The 16,248-nt window shown below is 52.9% G+C and carries 13 protein-coding genes and 1 tRNA gene; 5 read left to right on the forward strand and 9 right to left on the reverse strand.

Going from position 1 to position 16,248, the window contains the following annotated elements; all coding sequences use genetic code 11:
• The first annotated feature begins 366 nt into the window (after nt 1–366).
• The 3 genes from CIB54_RS11290 to CIB54_RS11300 are packed head-to-tail and all read left to right on the forward strand — an operon-like array spanning nt 367 to nt 4,665.
• The gene (locus CIB54_RS11290) at nt 367–1,647 is read left to right on the forward strand and encodes an ABC-three component system protein (protein ID WP_157829710.1); all 1,281 of its coding nucleotides are present in this window, start codon (nt 367–369) and stop codon (nt 1,645–1,647) included.
• Complete coding sequence (locus CIB54_RS11295; protein ID WP_101219813.1) at nt 1,644–2,339, forward strand: ABC-three component system middle component 1; 696 nt, start codon at nt 1,644–1,646, stop codon at nt 2,337–2,339. The genes CIB54_RS11290 and CIB54_RS11295 overlap by 4 nt, the downstream gene beginning before the upstream one ends.
• Entirely contained in the window at nt 2,323–4,665 is a 2,343-nt protein-coding gene (locus CIB54_RS11300; protein ID WP_101219814.1) for an ATP-binding protein, read from the forward strand. The genes CIB54_RS11295 and CIB54_RS11300 overlap by 17 nt, the downstream gene beginning before the upstream one ends.
• A gap of 87 nt (nt 4,666–4,752) precedes the next feature.
• On the opposite strand, the gene CIB54_RS11305 is transcribed toward CIB54_RS11300, so the two are convergent.
• The 4 genes from CIB54_RS11305 to CIB54_RS11325 form a co-directional block, all read right to left on the reverse strand.
• Entirely contained in the window at nt 4,753–5,052 is a 300-nt protein-coding gene (locus CIB54_RS11305; protein ID WP_101219815.1) for a hypothetical protein, read from the reverse strand.
• Nucleotides 5,049–6,029, reverse strand: coding sequence for an integrase domain-containing protein (locus tag CIB54_RS11310; RefSeq protein ID WP_101219816.1), 981 nt, complete (start codon nt 6,027–6,029; stop codon nt 5,049–5,051). The genes CIB54_RS11305 and CIB54_RS11310 overlap by 4 nt, the downstream gene beginning before the upstream one ends.
• A gap of 913 nt (nt 6,030–6,942) precedes the next feature.
• Nucleotides 6,943–8,265 (reverse strand): tyrosine-type recombinase/integrase, encoded by a 1,323-nt coding sequence (locus CIB54_RS11320; protein WP_101219817.1) that lies wholly within the window; start codon nt 8,263–8,265, stop codon nt 6,943–6,945.
• 170 nt (nt 8,266–8,435) lie between these two features.
• A tRNA-Thr gene (locus tag CIB54_RS11325) sits at nt 8,436–8,511 on the reverse strand.
• A 330-nt stretch (nt 8,512–8,841) separates the two neighbouring features.
• Between CIB54_RS11325 and bcsQ the strand changes: the two genes are divergently transcribed.
• Nucleotides 8,842–9,741, forward strand: coding sequence for a cellulose biosynthesis protein BcsQ (bcsQ, locus tag CIB54_RS11330; protein ID WP_101219818.1), 900 nt, complete (start codon nt 8,842–8,844; stop codon nt 9,739–9,741).
• A 241-nt stretch (nt 9,742–9,982) separates the two neighbouring features.
• On the opposite strand, the gene CIB54_RS11335 is transcribed toward bcsQ, so the two are convergent.
• From CIB54_RS11335 to CIB54_RS11355, 5 genes are all read right to left on the reverse strand, one after another.
• Complete coding sequence (locus CIB54_RS11335) at nt 9,983–11,170, reverse strand: methyltransferase (protein WP_101219819.1); 1,188 nt, start codon at nt 11,168–11,170, stop codon at nt 9,983–9,985.
• Nucleotides 11,151–11,840, reverse strand: a complete 690-nt coding sequence (locus CIB54_RS11340; RefSeq protein WP_065950184.1) for an ABC transporter permease — start codon at nt 11,838–11,840, stop codon at nt 11,151–11,153. Before CIB54_RS11340 ends, CIB54_RS11335 begins: the two co-directional genes overlap by 20 nt.
• A gap of 38 nt (nt 11,841–11,878) precedes the next feature.
• Nucleotides 11,879–12,574 carry an ABC transporter permease gene (locus CIB54_RS11345; protein ID WP_065950065.1) on the reverse strand — a complete coding sequence of 232 codons (696 nt, stop codon included), beginning with the start codon at nt 12,572–12,574 and terminating at the stop codon, nt 11,879–11,881.
• A gap of 74 nt (nt 12,575–12,648) precedes the next feature.
• On the reverse strand, nt 12,649–13,401 hold the full coding sequence (locus CIB54_RS11350) for an ABC transporter substrate-binding protein (RefSeq protein ID WP_057725474.1): 753 nt from the start codon (nt 13,399–13,401) through the stop codon (nt 12,649–12,651).
• A 13-nt stretch (nt 13,402–13,414) separates the two neighbouring features.
• A complete protein-coding gene (locus tag CIB54_RS11355; RefSeq protein ID WP_065932620.1) occupies nt 13,415–14,188 on the reverse strand; it encodes an ABC transporter ATP-binding protein in 774 nt (257 codons plus the stop codon).
• A 556-nt stretch (nt 14,189–14,744) separates the two neighbouring features.
• On the opposite strand from CIB54_RS11355, the gene gabP reads away from it, so the two are divergent.
• Nucleotides 14,745–16,136, forward strand: coding sequence for a GABA permease (gene gabP, locus CIB54_RS11360; RefSeq protein WP_101219820.1), 1,392 nt, complete (start codon nt 14,745–14,747; stop codon nt 16,134–16,136).
• The last annotated feature ends 112 nt before the right edge of the window (nt 16,137–16,248 follow it).

Below are 16,248 nucleotides of genomic sequence, written 5' to 3' on the forward strand. Positions count from 1 at the left end.
AGTGGCATTGCGCCGTCAACGATTCATATGGGAGTCTGGGCATGGAAAGCCAACGTAAAATCGTCCTTCCCGAAGATATATTCGATCAATCCAATAAGTGGAATTGGGTTGCCAGATGATGCTACGGCCAATTTTTGAGGGCCAGCCTTGGACGTCCCTTAGCCAACCCGGCATGTCGCCATATCCTTTATATAAGCCACGCTGTACAAATCAGATTCAGACTATCCAAGATAAAAATACAAGTAGGCATTTATGGATTATCACATGCTTGCTACGTCGTTTCGGTCTAGTTGCGCAGGCCGGAATGTAACTACATGCCAATTTGAAGCCGCAGATATTTAAATCTGCAGTTGAAGGTTTAGAACTATGGTGAAAAATAGTGTTGAAGCAAGCTTGCCTCATACAGCGGTTGCGACTTGGGGTGGATATATATATCAAGGAAAAATTGCGCTGTATCACTGCCTTAGTTTGATGTTGGAAAATGCGGTTGATAGTAAAAAATTCGCATTGCAACTTGATAGTATCGATGATTTTGCCATCTTATTAGATGGTGTATGTCAGTCCATGCATCAAGTTAAAGCGTATAAAAGCGATGACTTTTCCGCTTATTCTGAGGCGATAACCGAACAAGTCGAAAAGTCAAAGGCATATCCTGGGTGCAAGGTCTTATTTCATGTTTCCAAGGACATTATCCTCCCTGCTGATTTCAGTAGTGTTTACTCGCCTGCAGTTTTTTATAGTTACAAGAAAATTGCACAAGCGGAAAGTTACTGTGCGCTATCAGAAGTTGACTCGCTACTGGAAAAGCTTATATGCGAGTTTTATAGTAAGTATGAGCCAGGCTCAAAGCATAAAACTGTATCGGATTATTTACAGTGGTCGAGAAATCTTCTAGAGGATATTATAGTAAGTAAGATAATCTCGATGCACGCTGAAATCCAGCTTACCAAAGGGGCGGTTCAGCGACAGATTGCAAATAGAGAGAAAATTAGTTTCTTGGATTTTTTCGATATTTTATCTGTCGAGTTAACTTCTGCCATACTTTGTGAGAGTTATTTCTTTTCGGTAATAATTAAAGACATTGGTAGTTACTATTCCGATTTTTGCGATGAGAGCGACTTGGTGCGTGAGGATTTAGATAAATTAGGAAGGTGCGTTGCTAGGATTAATAAATTTGATGTTGAAAAGCTAAAAGTGTTTATGCGCTCAATTTTACCTAGTAAAAAAGGACGGTTTAACTCCTTGGCGGAATACAAGGATGAGTCTGTAAACTCTGATGATCTCCAGTATGGATTGTTTAGAGTTTTCGATGATCTAATTGAGCCTGACTTCAATGATGGGACGCGGAACGCAGGTTTTTTCTGGGAGTTTTCTGGGTGCAGTTATTACCCAACGGCAATTCACCAAGGAAAGAAGAGTGCCGGTGCTATTTGTAAAAAAATTGTCGATAATGCCCTAAAGCATGATGTCGAATTTCTCTATGAAAGTGGAACATTGATAACTACTGATATAGATGCAGATTCTATATTTTCGGTCGCGAATGTTGGGCCGCGAGGTGGTGCACTTCATGATCATACTAAATTTAATAAGTTTAAAGATGTAGCGTTGGTGTCTATTGCTAATTTGCCAAGCGGGATTAAGAAATGAAGCAACTCTTAGCTGAATTATTCTCTAGACATAATTATTCAGAGACGTTGACTGAAGAGTTTAGCCTGTTCGCACCTGACGAGATTAGTAAGGAGGCATACTGGCTGGTTGTAGAGTCCTCGCCGCGAACTGTAATTGAGAACCAGCATTCCTGGCTGACTAAATGCCGAGAGATATACCGAAACCCTGCGATCGAGAAAAATACGAGCCTAGTTTGTATTTGGCCTGTCGAAAAAATCACCGATAAAATTATTTCTGAGGTACATGCTACGGAAGAAGATTTATTTTTTTTCAAGAAACATGTGCTCTACCATACAGATGCCGAGATAGTTAGCCTAAATGAAAGGCTCGGAGAGGGGAATGTTGCAGATTTGATTTTAAACTCGGTGAACAACCCTGATGTTTTTTCCAGTTATAAAAACTCTTTGGGCACTGAAAGCTGGGAGGAATTAATTTATAGGGTGGTCATAAAACTTGGATTTATAGATATCGGAGAAGGTGAAGCGGCTGATATAGAAGGGCTTTACATTCGACATCGCGAAAAAATTAGCAGCACAAAACAACCGGAACTCTTATCGTTTATTGAGTCCAGTGTGCTTGATTTGAATGTTGATGGATTTGATAGCGCCGAGTCTCTATTGAAAAATTTGGTTGATAAAATAGCTGAGGCCGGCCATGAAGTTAAATATTAAGAAACTTGTTCTGAAAAACTTCAAAGCATTTGTGGCTCATCAATTTGAGATTGGTAGTTGTAACTTGGCAATCTTGGATGGGCCTAATGGGTTTGGGAAAACCTCTTTTTTTGATGCTGTAGAGTTTCTTCTGACCGGCGATATTGGCCGCTACAATAACTTGGAAAACTCCGTAGTTGATAAACGCTCGATAGCCTTAGGAAGCCCAATAGTCCATGACCAAGCGGTTCCAGGGGCTGAAATTTCAATTGTGGCGGAGATTGAAACCAGTCATGGACTATTTTATTTAAAAAGAAGCGCGAGTAAGGATAAGCTGGATAAAGGGAAGGGGCTTGGATTAAAGCTGTTTAAGCTCTATGAGTTGACTAGTATAGATGGGGAGGGGCGGTTAGTTCAGGATGAAGAGTCTTTCTTAGGAGCAATACTTGGGGTCGGTTATCTACGAGATTTCAAGCTTTTTCATTACATCGAGCAAGAAGATAATACAGCTATTTTAAAGAGCAAAGCATCGACTAAGCAGCAGAAAATTGACCACTTGTTTGATGTGGGGGATTACAGAGAAAAAATTAAAAAAATTGACAGCGCGAAAGAGTTGATCGCCAGCCTAAAGACAACTGCGAAAAGGGAAGACTTGAGTTCGCGAAAAACAGAGATTGAGCAGTTGCATCGATCTGTTAATGTCGGGAATGAAAACGTAAGCGAACCTTTTCAAAGATTAATCTCTGCTACTCATCAGCCATGGGATCATGAAGATATCGTAGTCAAGTCTTCAATTATAGCTACCTGGTTAGGCGATGAAGGGGCATTGAATAGGCTTAGGAAATTTATAGAAGGAGTAGATAATTTTATTAACTCCAAATATAACTCTAAGATTGATAAGGTCCTGAAGCCAAAGCAGGAGGCGCTTGAGAGCCTACTAAGGTTTGGTGGTCGTCTGGATTCGATCGCAGTATATAAAAATGATGTCGCTCTTTATGATTTTGGTGTGGACTTTTTAAGTAAATTTGAAAGCGGGATTCCCTCGTCGTTAAAAGAAGATTTGAAGTTTGATTCTGAAGTGTTTGATAGTTTTGGTTTTGAGTTGAACTACAATGATTTTTCACAGGCTGTTGCTGAAATAAAATTGATTGTGGAGAACTCAAGCGCCGTCGAACTTGCTTACAATGAATTGAAGGCTGCTCGAGATCTATTTGTTTCCAAGTACTCCTCTGAACATATAAGTCATGATGATCCCAATTGTCCTGCATGTGGCTATGACTGGAAGTCGTACGACGAGTTACTGCGTCACATGGAATCCCAAAGATTAGTTCTAGAGACCCTTGTTGATGTTAATGGAGAAGCGCTGAAACGAAATATAGAACTGTTTGAAAGGAAAGTCTTAGGTCCTATTCGCAAAGCTATAGGCGAACACGCTGCTGTTCAGAAAGACTCTATAGATTATAAGAAAAAAATCACAGAGCTTCGAGAGGAGCAGGTTTCGTATTTGCGTAAGCTTGTGCGTGCATACCTATCTTATGATATTGATGTAAGACCTTTTTACTGTATAAGCTTTGACTTGCAAGAATCTTTGGACGTTAACAGGCTTGGTGAGGCTGTTAGTGCTTTGTATCGCGTTGTCGATCATGATTCTATTGATGAGGATTTTCAAGAGATTTTTGAGCAGGTTTTTCTGGAAGATGATAATGCAGCTTTAAGTCTTGAATTGGATTCGATTGATAGAAAAATTTCCTATGTGAAGGCAGCCTATACTAGAAGTATCTATGGCGATATCAAGGATAAGGAAAAATCCTATAGTGCGGCCGAAGATATTTACAAGAAAGCCATTTATCTGGATAAGGCTCTAAGTAAGCTCAGGGATATTTATAATGAAAATTTGAACTCTTATGTAGCGTCAATTGCTAAAGGCATTGAAGTGCTATTTCATATATATTCAGGGCGGCTTTTGCAGAACTTTCAAAGTGGTCTTGGAATTTTTATTGAAACCGATGGTAAGAATCTATCATTTCGAGAAAACCCTAAAAAATTGCATGATGTAATATTCTCTATGAGTTCAGGGCAGCTTTCTTCCTTGGTGCTTTCATTTACGCTGGCTTTAAATAAGAGGTACGCAAGGAACGCTATTTTGTTGATTGATGATCCTGTCCAAACACTAGATGATATAAATGTTGCTGGGTTTGTTGATTTGTTAAGGGCGGAGTTTTCCGATAGGCAAATAATTCTTTCCACGCACGAAGATGAAATGTCGGCTTATATGCAATATAAATTCAAAAAGTATAATTTGGATGCTGAGGGCTTAGACTTTAAACAAGTCTTTGCGGTTAATTAAGGGCTCTGATTTTTTATGTGTGCCTGCTTCTGTTGTTAAAGAGACCATCTTGGATGGTCTCTGTATTATGTATTGATGGTGAGGTGCTCAATGTGGGTGGTTGGCTTTGCTGATGATTTGGAATTGCCAAGACTTTCCTAGACGAAGAGTGAGTAAGTTTACGGTCAATATATAGTAATAGCGCGTTGATTCTGCTCGCTGGTTCACGTGCTGATTTAAGAACCAGACGAGATGTTTTCGCTGCCAAGTCCACGGATTGTCTCGGTGCCAGCGCACAGCTATAGCTTCTTGGATGGCTTTTGCTTGGTGTAGGTGGCGCTGACGTGTCGTTTGCGATCCGCTCATGACTCCCGCGAGGAATACCTCCATATCGAATGGCTTGCTCATGCTCGGCCACCGATATAAGCCGAAACTACGTCGATACGACCGTGCCCCAGCTCATAGCTGATTTGTGCGCGTGCCTCCTGATCGAGGTGTTGGTCGAGCTGGTAGCAACTACCTCCTTTGATTGGCGCAAGTTGGTTTGTAATCTGCTCATACCGTTCGCATGCGTAGGCCGCACGCAATTCGTGGAATCCCTTGAGGTTGTGCGCGTGAAGGATGTCCCGTGCAGGGCGGATGATTCGCTGTTGAAAGTCTAGGTAGCTTTCGTTCAGTGCAAGCAAGTTGTCGCTTCCGACGGGAGAGGCATGCTTGGCGTACGTGAGCGCTTCACGAATATGATTATCCACCCAGATCCAACGAGGCGCCGACGCACCCGAGCGGCCACCTTTGGTGCCATCTTGAATGTTGATCTTGCCGTATCGTTCGGCCTCCCTTTGCAGTCGAGGAAGATCAGCCAAAATGGCCTCTCGCAGGCGCATGCCGGTTGCTCGCGCCAACTGAGCGATGGCCGCGGCGCGCGGTTGCAGATGTTCAGAGAGGACGTCGACGATACGTTTTACGTGATCGCGGTCCTGGCCTTGCGGAGGCATGGTGCGGACGCCGGTGCGCTGCATCCCAAGCACCTTGCTCGGACTTGCCACCCTTACATACTGATCACCACGAAGCGCTGCCATGGTTCTGTTGACGCTGGACAATCGGTTTTGCGCAGTCGCGATGGCAAGCTCACCATTTTCAACTTGCTGGCGTAGGTACCCGGCGTAGTCCAGCAAGGTCTGCCGATTGATCTTCCTCGCATCGTTGAATTCCGGCCCACCTTCGGACCGACACCAGCGCACAAACGCCCGCCACCGATCACTGTGCGCTTTGATCGTGCCGTAATGCCCGTCGCCAAATAGATCTTTCAGCGCCTGCGGCCCGGCATAACTCAGTTGTCGCCCATAGCCAAAATTGCGCCCATCCCGTCTACCGACCAATGCCATGATCCAACTCCTCTCGAAGCCAAAACCCTTGAAGCTTTCCCCACGTCATCCCGCCACGGATGTTGAGTGTTATCAGGGATCAAGGCCCCTGCGACCTGTGAGGGTTGTCCACTAACGCAGGACTGGCGGCTCTTTACGACCGGGAGCTTGGGCATCTCATGATCTGGCCTCCTGAGCACTTCCGAGGAAGTGGGCGGGTGGAGGCTGCACTGGCTGACGAGACCGGTGCCGCGAGATCCTGAGTCAGGTGAAGGCAGTGAAGCGATGACCGGGGCGTGCCTGGCTGTCAGTCAGGTGCAGTCCATTCTGTAGGCTGCGGCACCATCATCTGCATCGCTGTTGCTGGTGACTTTCCGGTGTTTGTCACGCCGATTGTCACGAGGGGAAATGCCGCAATGCCTTGTACGAGTAGGGCTGCAGCAGTGGTAGGAGCGCCCGTCTCTTTCCGGGAGAAAGAGACGGGCGCAGGTTGGCACAAGGAAATGGCCAAGCGGATAGGTTGCTGCAGGGCAGCTATGAAAAGGGGATGAGTTGCCACAGTGGGCACACTGGTAAAAGTAGGCATCCATCACATCGCTGTGACCGTGCGAGCCGCCGGACGCTAATCGCACTTTGGGAGAACCACCACGGTGTGGCGTAGCCTCAAAGGTTCTGGCTACCTGGGTTGCTGTCAACGACAGCGCTTTGCCCGATCTTTTCTACGCCTGTGGATAATTCGGGTCAAGGCTCGAATTTTCGGGAGTGCTGCGGCTGTGGATGAAATTATCCACCGGTGGAAATCAGTGGTTTTCCACAGACAGTTGCGTGGGCTTTAGATTTTTAAGTGAGGTCCATCCAAACAGGGCGGCTTTGCAGCCCTGTTTGGATGGACCCGCGTGGACAAGCGGATCACTGAGATATGAAGACCGAGCGCTTACTCGGTTGCGCCACGTTTTGCTTTTAGGCGAGTGACGTTCGCCCCCGTCTGGTTCGCGAATTCGTGTGGAGTGACATGTTCCTGCCGGTTGGCCTCCAGATACCGGCTCCACCAGTTCATGATCAGCCTGCGCTCCTCAATGAACTCGGCCTTGTGGATGTATGCGGCGCGGACGTTGTTGCGTTCCTTGTGACTCATCTGCCTTTCAATAGCGGTCTCGGACCACAGTCCTGATTCAATCAGTGCGCTACAGGCCATTGAGCGAAAGCCATGACCGCAGATTTCCGTTTTGGTGTCGTAGCCCATCTTTCTGAGTGCGCTATTCACCGTGTTTTCAGACATGGGTTTCCAGGGCTTGGCATCGCCTGCAAACACCAGGTCGAATTTGCCGGTGAGGGCGTGGATCTGTTCAAGCAGGGCCACGGCTTGCGGCGATAAGGGTACAAGGTGGATGTCCCCGGCCATCTTCGTACCCCTTGTTGAAAAGGGAACGCCGTCCAGCGCGGGTCGAGTGTCCGGTATCTCCCAGGTGCCGCGCTTGAGGTCGAACTCGCTCCAGCGGGCGAAGCGCAGTTCGCTGGAGCGGACGAACACGTGCAGCGAGAGCATGACCGTCAGCCGGGTAAGTGCGCGACCTCTGTAGGTGTCGATACGCTCCTGCAATTCAGGCAGACGCGATAAGGGTAAAGCAGGGCGGTGAATCACCCTCGGAGCTTTGATCAAACCTTCAAGGTCGGAGGCAGGGTTTGCCGCGATCTGTCGAGCACGCTTCGCCTCGCGCATGATGCTTTGCAGGTAGTTTTGTACCCTTAAAGCGACGTCAATCGTGCCGCGCTTCTGGATCGCTTCCAGAGGTTGCATCAGGTCGTGGGTGTCCAGATCGACAATGGAGCGAGCGCCGATCAGCGGGAAGACATGGGTTTTGAGGCGGCTCAGGACCGTCTTGGCATGGCCCGGAGCCCATTTGGCAGACATCGCTTTGTGCCATTCCAGTGCAGCGCTTTCAAAGGTTCGGCCTTTGATTGCGGCCTGCGTCTTGGCTTGGTGTTTGGTCTCTATGGGGTCGATGCCTTTCGCCAGCATCCGCTTGACCTCCAGGCGCTTGTTACGTGCATCGGCGAGACAGACCACGGGATAGCTGCCGAACGAGGTCAGTCCTTCGCGTCCATCAGGTTTGACATACCTGAGACGCCAGCCTTTACGGCCATTGGGTTGGACTAGAAGGTAGAGGCCGTCGCCGTCGAAAAGCTTGTAAGCGCGGTCGGTGGGCTTGGCTGAGCGGCAAGCCGAATCGGAGAGTGGAGCAGTGGTGCGCGACATAAGGGTACTCCCCCTTTATCGAATTACCTTACCCCTAACACTACCCCTAAAACGGTTGGAATCCACCAGTTTCTGACGGAAACCGATGGAACGCCAAAACGAAAAAACCCGCCAGAAGGCGGGTTTTCGGGGGTTCCAGAGATTTTGAAAGCCTTCTCTGGAACCTTGTATGGTGCCGGCACCAGGAGTCGAACCCGGGACCTACTGATTACAAGTCAGTTGCTCTACCAACTGAGCTATACCGGCATGTTAGGGCGACGATTATAGCGACTGAAAAGGTTCTGTAAACCCCTGAATTCTGACTATTTTTGCAAACCCTGTGGTTTTTTGCGATCGCCGGGTTTTTTCCACATGTTCACCGCTCGAAAGCCCGTACAGATAACGCATCAAAGAAGGTCATAAAATTGACTACTTACCGTTCATCCAAAATTCGATCGCCAATAGCACCAAAATAATGACACTTGCCACCCTGTTGTTACAGAATGCCCCATACAAGGGCGCCTAATAATAAGACCTGCGGTAAGTACCCGCGCTTGCCGAGCTTCACGTCTTAAGTTGCGTCGTGAGGAGCAAGCTATGGGTCTTGGCAGGGAAATCCTGGCGTTATTCGGCAAGGACGTCACTCATGGTGCCGATGGCATCAATGCACGAATGCGCGTTTTCGGCAGTATTCCTGAATCATCTCATCAATCTCTCCAGCCTGTGGAGACCCCTGTGTTGCGTCCAAAAATAGTGGCGCTGGTGTCTATCAATGGTGGTGTCGGTCGCAGCACGCTGGTGACGGCGTTGAGCAGCGGTTTGCAGCGCCATGGGGCGTCGGTGGTGGCGCTGGATCTGGACCCGCAGAATGCCTTGCATCACCACTTTGGCGTCAGTTGTACATTGCCGGGTATCGGGCGCACCAGCCTGGACCATGGACAATGGGGCCCGCTGCAGCAGTCGGGTTTTGCCGGGTGTCGGGTGATTACCTTCGGTGATATCGATGTCCAGCAGCAGGAGAATCTGGAGCGTTGGCTCAAGCAGGAGCCCGATTGGCTGGCGCGACGTCTTGGGTCATTGGGCTTGAGCGAGCGGCAGACGGTGATTATCGATACGCCGGCCGGCAATAACGTGTATTGCCACCAGGCGCTGAACGTTGCCGATGTGGTGTTGGTCGTCGTGCATCCGGACGCGGCGTGCCTTGGCACGCTGGATCATCTGGACGCGCTGTTCGCGCCGCATCTTGAAGGCCAGTGCCCACCTGCCGTGCACGTGGTGGTTAACCAGGTGGATGAAAGCAATGTGTTCAGCCTGGATATGGTCGAGGCGTTCAAACATCGGCTTGGCAAAGAGCCGCTTGAAGTTCATCGCGACATGGCGATCAACGAGGCGTTGGCCTTTGCGGCAGACCCGTTGGATAACGTGACGAAGCGGCTCGCCAGTGACGATATCAATGCGCTGTGCCTGCTGCTGAAGGGGCTGAAAAAAACCGCGTGAAAGCGCGGTTTATATAGTTTGGCTCAGATGCTTATGCACAATCCGTTAGTAACAGGCGTCACATAACAGCCATTGTGTGGAGGCGTTCTCAACACGCTGCAACTGCCTGTTTTGTGTGCGTTTTATTGTGTGAACAAAAAATGACCAGTGCTGCTTTTGGTCTGTAGCGCTGATGGTTACAGCCTCCGTAAAGAATTCATCAACAGAGTTATCCACAGGGCGCTGTAGGAATTTTCGCCCCTTAATCGCGCTGGGCCAGCACCATCAAGTTGCGTGGCGTGAGGGTCGGTTCACAGAAGCTGCCCAACTCGATGTTGTAGCCCTGCTCCATCAGGAACAGTGCCCGATCCAACACCAGCCACAATTCCAGCGGGCGACGAAACAGGCCTCTGACCAACTCCAGGTTTCGTACTTCGGCCAGTCGACGCCAGCCATGGGCTTCCAGGGCGAGCCAATCCTGTTCACCTGTGGCTAAGCCCTTGAGGCTTGCCAGCTCCCGGCAATATTCAGCGAAGGATTTATCCAGCCATTTGGCGGGCAGGGAGGGCGTGGGCAGGTAGTCGTCACATCCGCGCAGTTGCCGTTGCAGGCGGTCGAAGCCCAGGCGCCGAGCCATGGACGTATCGCGTTGCTGGCGTACGCGTTTGCCCGCGGTGACGGTTGCGCTCAGCGGCAGGCCCAGGTCATCGATTGACAGGTGCAGGGGGGAGCCGCGCCCGGTCGCGGACAGCGCTGTATAGCGATCGGCGTTGATACGGTTATAGCAGCACGGCGCCAGCGCCAGTTGTTTGCAGCCGGCAGCGCTGGCCACTTGCAGCATGCGCACGTGGAGGTCGCCGCAAGCGTGCAGGGCGACTGGGGTGTGCTCGGAGCTGATTGCTACGTCTGCCATCACGTCCTGCAGGCGATGGGTGACGGGCAAGCCGTGGTGATCGCTCAAGGCTTTGCCTGAGGCAATCAGGGCCGGGTCATATTCCAGGCAGGTCAGCTGTTGGCCGGGTTGCAGCAGGCGGCGGCCGAGGTGGCCTTTGCCGGCGCACCAGTCCAGCCAGTGGTGGGGCGTTGCGGCAAAATTCAGGGCGGCGCCGAAGGCTTCGATCTGTTGCCATTTACGGCCCGGAACGTCGACATTCAGGCGATGGTGAGCGGATGCAAGCGCGTGTGTCGGCAACTTACCCACAGTGCCCAGGCGCAGGGCCTGTGCCGCCAGTTGTGGAAAAGGCGCGGGCGCCGGCAGGTCGTGGGGGGCATTGTGACAGGCTTCGGCGTCGTCCAGCGAGCGCTGGCGTAGCCACTGCGATAACGCGCAATGCTCGGTTTCCCAGGGTAATTGCAGATGGGTAAAGGGCCGTGGTCGCCACAGCCCTTGGTGCTCGATCAGAAACGCATCCAGTGCCTGGAAGCGTGCCTCAACGTCCTTGGCACGCATCGACGCGCAGCCATTTCTCCAGCAGTTTGAAACCGCGCACCAGCACATAGGCCATCAACAGGTAGAACAGCCCGGCCGCGAAGAAGATTTCCACCGGCAGGTAGGTGCGGGCGATGATGGTCCGCGCCATGCCGGTCAGTTCCAGCAAGGTCACGGTACTGGCCAGGGCGCTGGCCTTGAGCATCAGGATCACTTCGTTGCTATAGGCCGGCAGGCCGATACGCGAGGCGCGGGGCAGGATGATGTAGAACAGTGTCTTGGGCCTGGACATACCCAGGGCGCGAGCGGCTTCGATCTCGCCCGGGGGAATGGCCTGGATCGCACCGCGCAGGATTTCAGCGATATAGGCGGCGGTGTGCAGGGTCATGGTGGCCGTGGCGCACCAGAACGGATCGCGCAGGTAGGGCCACATGAAGCTGTTGCGCACGGCGTCGAACTGCGCCAGGCCGTAATAGACCAGGAACAACTGCACCAGCAATGGCGTGCCACGGAAGAAGAAAATGTAGCCATAGGGCAGGGCGCTCACGTACCAGCGGCGCGACGAGCGAGCGATACCGAGCGGGATCGCCAGTAACAGACCGGCAATCACGGCGATTGCCACCAACTCCAGGGTCAGGGTTGCGCCCTGGGCCAATTTGGGCAGCCACTTGATGATCACCGCCCAGTTCAGGCCCAGGTCGAAATGCGACAGCCAGCTGTAATCACCGCTCATTGGGCGCTCCTTGCAAAGCCGCGGGCGGCGCGTTTTTCCAGGAAGTGCATGCTGGTCATGGCCAGTACGGTCAGACCCAGGTACATGAATGCGGCGACCATGAAGAAGGTGAACGGCTGCTTGGTCACGGTTACGCCGATCTGCGCGTGGCGCATGATTTCTTCCAGGCCGATCACTGACACCAGCGCCGTGTCCTTCATCAGGATCATGAACAGGTTGCCCAGGCCGGGCAGGGCGATGCGCCACATCTGCGGCATGATCAGTCGCGTGAAAATCCGGAATCTCGACAGCCCCAATGCCACACCGGCTTCGCGGTGGCCCTTGGGAATGGCGAGGATCGCGCCGCGAAACACTTCCGTGGCGTAGGCGCCAAAGCACAGGCCCAGGGCGATGACCCCGGCGGCAAAGGCACTCAGGGAAAGGTCGGGGTTACCAAAGAACTCCCCGAGGGCACGCATCAGGTTGACGGTGCCGAAATAAATCAGCAGCACCCACAGCAATTCGGGAATGCCGCGAACGATGGTCGAATAGGCACCGCCCAGCCACTGCAACGGCTTGTACGGTGAAGTCTTGGCCAGGGCACCGGCCAGACCCAGCACCAGCCCCAGGCACAGGGCCGTGAGCGCCAGTTTGACGGTCATCAGCGCGCCGGCGGCAAGCGCCGGGCCGAATCCGTAGAGATCGAAATTCATGGTGTTTTCATATCGCGGCAGGCATTGCTGAAAGCCGACGCGCTCAGGTGAGCGCGCCGGGCAGGCCGTTCAGATCATTCGATGCTGAACGGGAAGTACTTGTCGTTGATCTTCTTGTAGGTGCCGTCTGCCTTGATCTCTGCCAGGGCTTTGTTCAGGCGCTCGCGCAGCGGGTCGCCCTTGCGGACGGCGATGCCGATCTTGTCGCTCTCTACAACCGGGTCGCCCTTGAACTCATAGGCCGAACCGTCTTTGCTCTTGAGCCACTCGTACTGCACGTACTTGTCGGCCAGGATGCCGTCGAGGCGGCCGGACGTCAGGTCGAGGTAGGCGTTTTCCTGGGTGTCATACAGCTTGGCCTCGGTGTCCGGCAGCTTGTCTTCCAGGTAGGTGCCAGCCAGGGTTGCACGTTGTGCACCGATCACCTTGCCTTTGAGGTAGGCGGCGTCGGGCTTGAAGTCGGCGGTGGCTTTTGGCGCGATGAACTGCAGCTTGTTGGAGTAGTACGGGTCGGTAAAGTCGACAGCCTGCTTGCGTTCATCGGTGATGGACAGCGAGGACACCAGGAAGTCGAACTTCTTGGCGTTCAGGGCCGGGATGATGCCGTCCCAGTCGGACACATACACTTCGCACTTCTCGACTTTCATCTTGGCGCACAGGGCGTCGCCGATGTCCTTGTCGAAACCGACGACATTGCCGCTGGCGTCTTTATTGTTGAAGGGCGGATAGGCCGCTTCGATCCCCATCTTCAAGGTTTCTGCCATGGCCGTGGCGCTGAACGCCATCGAGACGGCCGCGGCCAGAAGGAATTTTTTATAGGTCTGCATGCATGTTGCTCCGTTAGCGGTTGCTGGACATGAATTGTTTGCAGCGCGCCGAAAGCGGGTTGTCGAATACCTGCTGTGGCGATCCTTGCTCTTCGACCAGGCCCTGGTGCAGGAACACCACTTCGCTGGACACTTGGCGGGCGAAGCCCATTTCGTGGGTGACCAGCAGCATGGTGCGGCCTTCTTCGGCCAGCGCGCGGATCACATTAAGTACTTCCTGGACCATTTCCGGGTCAAGCGCCGACGTCGGCTCATCGAACAGAATGACTTTAGGCTGCATTGCCAGCGTACGCGCAATGGCGGCGCGTTGTTGCTGACCACCGGACAGTTGCGCCGGGTAGGCGTGGCGCTTGTCAGCGATGCCGACCTTGGCCAGCAGGGCCTCGGCCACTTCTATCGCTTCGGCCTTGCTCTGGCCGAGTACACGGCGGGGCGCCTCGATGATGTTGTCGAGGATGCTCATGTGCGGCCACAGGTTAAAGTTTTGAAACACAAAACCGATTTCGCTGCGCAGGCGGTTGATCTGCTTGCCGTCGGCGGCAAACAATTCACCGTTTTTAGCGGCCTTGAGCTTGAGTTCTTCACCGGCCACCAGGATCTGCCCCTGGTGCGGGTTTTCGAGCAGGTTGATGCAGCGCAGGAAGGTGGACTTGCCGGAGCCGGAGGAACCCAGGATCGAGATCACATCGCCGTCGCGAGCGGTCAGCGAGATACCTTTGAGTACCTCCAGCTCACCATAGCGTTTATGCAAGTTGCGGATTTCAAGCGCGGGCGTGGCCTCGGCCATGTGCGGTCCTCATTGTGTTCGTTGCGATCTTCGCTGTTGGGCCGCCTTCCTGGCGAGGCGCCAAGCTAGCATAGCGTTTGGATGACAGCCAACAGCGCTGCGGACGGTTAACGGGTGGTCTGCGGCAGGGTGTCGCATCGGCGCAGCGGCGTGTCGCGCCATCTACAACCGAACAGACGTTTGAACCCGGAGCATCTACAGGCTTCGCGTAAAAAAGGGCGCGATGGTGCCAGCTTTGGGCAGGTGTTGGAAGGGTTAACCGGGCAAACGGCGCGTATCAGCGCTTTTATGGAGCGTCACGCACTTTTTGTGTGTGCTTTTGGTGCACCTGTTCGTCCGCAGGGTGAGTCGCTCGGTAACGCTATAGCGGAATGCCATTGTTCTCAAAGACTTGCGATCACTGCTGAACTTTCCTACAGCCCGCGTCAACTGTGCCTCTGTTACATTTTGGCGCAAATCTTGCGTAAAAAATAAAGAACGCCCTGTTGGTTTCTTTTCACGAGAAACACCGCAGGCCCGGCGAACCGTTTTCGCAATTCCTCGCAAAGGTGTGTCAATGAGTAGTACGCAAAGCTCCAATGACCTCGAACAGGGGCTCAAACCGCGGCATGTCACCATGCTGTCGATTGCCGGCGTGATCGGTGCCGGTTTGTTTGTCGGCTCCGGCCACGCGATTGCCGCAGCCGGCCCGGCCGTACTGCTGGCCTATGCGGCTGCCGGTACGCTGGTGGTACTGGTGATGCGCATGCTGGCCGAGATGGCCGTTGCGTCGCCTGATACGGGTTCGTTCTCGACTTACGCCGACCGAGCAATCGGCCACTGGGCCGGTTTCACCATCGGCTGGTTGTACTGGTGGTTCTGGGTGCTGGTGATTCCGCTGGAAGCCAATGCGGCGGCGACCATCCTGCATGCCTGGTTCCCCGACGTGGCGATCTGGGCCTTTACCTTGATCATTACCTTGCTGCTGACCGCGACCAATCTGTTCAGTGTGAAGAACTACGGTGAGTTCGAGTTCTGGTTTGCACTGATCAAGGTCGTGGCAATCGTAGGCTTTGTCATTCTCGGCCTGGCGGCGATTTTCGGCTTTCTGCCTACCAGCCAGGTCAGCGGCGTATCGCATCTGTTCGACACCCAAGGCTTTATGCCGAACGGCATGGGCGCGGTGCTGGCAGCGATCCTGACCACCATGTTCTCGTTCATGGGCACTGAGATCGTCACCATTGCCGCCGCGGAGTCGAAGAATCCTGGCCAGCAAATCACCAAGGCTACCAACTCGGTGATCTGGCGGATTGGTTTGTTCTATCTCTTGTCGATCTTCATCGTCGTGTCCCTGGTGCCGTGGAATGATCCGACACTGGCTGCCGTGGGTTCCTACCAGACCGTGCTCGAGCGCATGGGCATCCCGAATGCCAAGCTGATCGTCGACCTGGTGGTATTGGTTGCCGTGACCAGTTGCCTTAACTCGGCGCTGTACACCGCCTCGCGCATGCTGTTCTCCCTGGGCCGTCGTGGCGATGCCCCGGCTGTGGCCAAGCGCACCAATAAAAGCGGTACGCCTTACTGGGCGGTGCTGCTGTCCACCGGCGCTGCGTTCCTGGCGGTATTTGCCAACTATGTGGCACCGGCGGCGGTCTTTGAATTCCTGCTGGCCAGTTCCGGCGCGATTGCCTTGCTGGTGTACCTGGTGATCGCAGTGTCGCAACTGCGCATGCGTCAGAAGCGTACGGCGGCGGGTGAGAAGATTGTCTTCAAGATGTGGCTGTTTCCGGGCCTGACCTACGCGGTGATGGTGTTTATCGTCGGTACATTGACCATCATGCTGTTCCAGGAAGCCCATCGGGTCGAAATCATCGCGACCGGCATTCTGAGCTTGCTGGTGGTGTTGGCGGGGCTGTTTGTTGCCAGTCGTCGCAAGGCCCAGAGAGTTGGCGCTGCCGTACTGAACTGACGAAATGCAGATCAAAATGTGGGAGGGGGCTTGCCCCCGATAGCGGTGGTCAGTTAACAAATAAGTGACTGACGCACTGCCATCGGGGGCAAGCCCCCTCCCACATTGTGTG

It is taken from the genome of Pseudomonas fluorescens (assembly GCF_002837185.1).
Lineage (GTDB): Bacteria > Pseudomonadota > Gammaproteobacteria > Pseudomonadales > Pseudomonadaceae > Aquipseudomonas > Aquipseudomonas fluorescens_AM.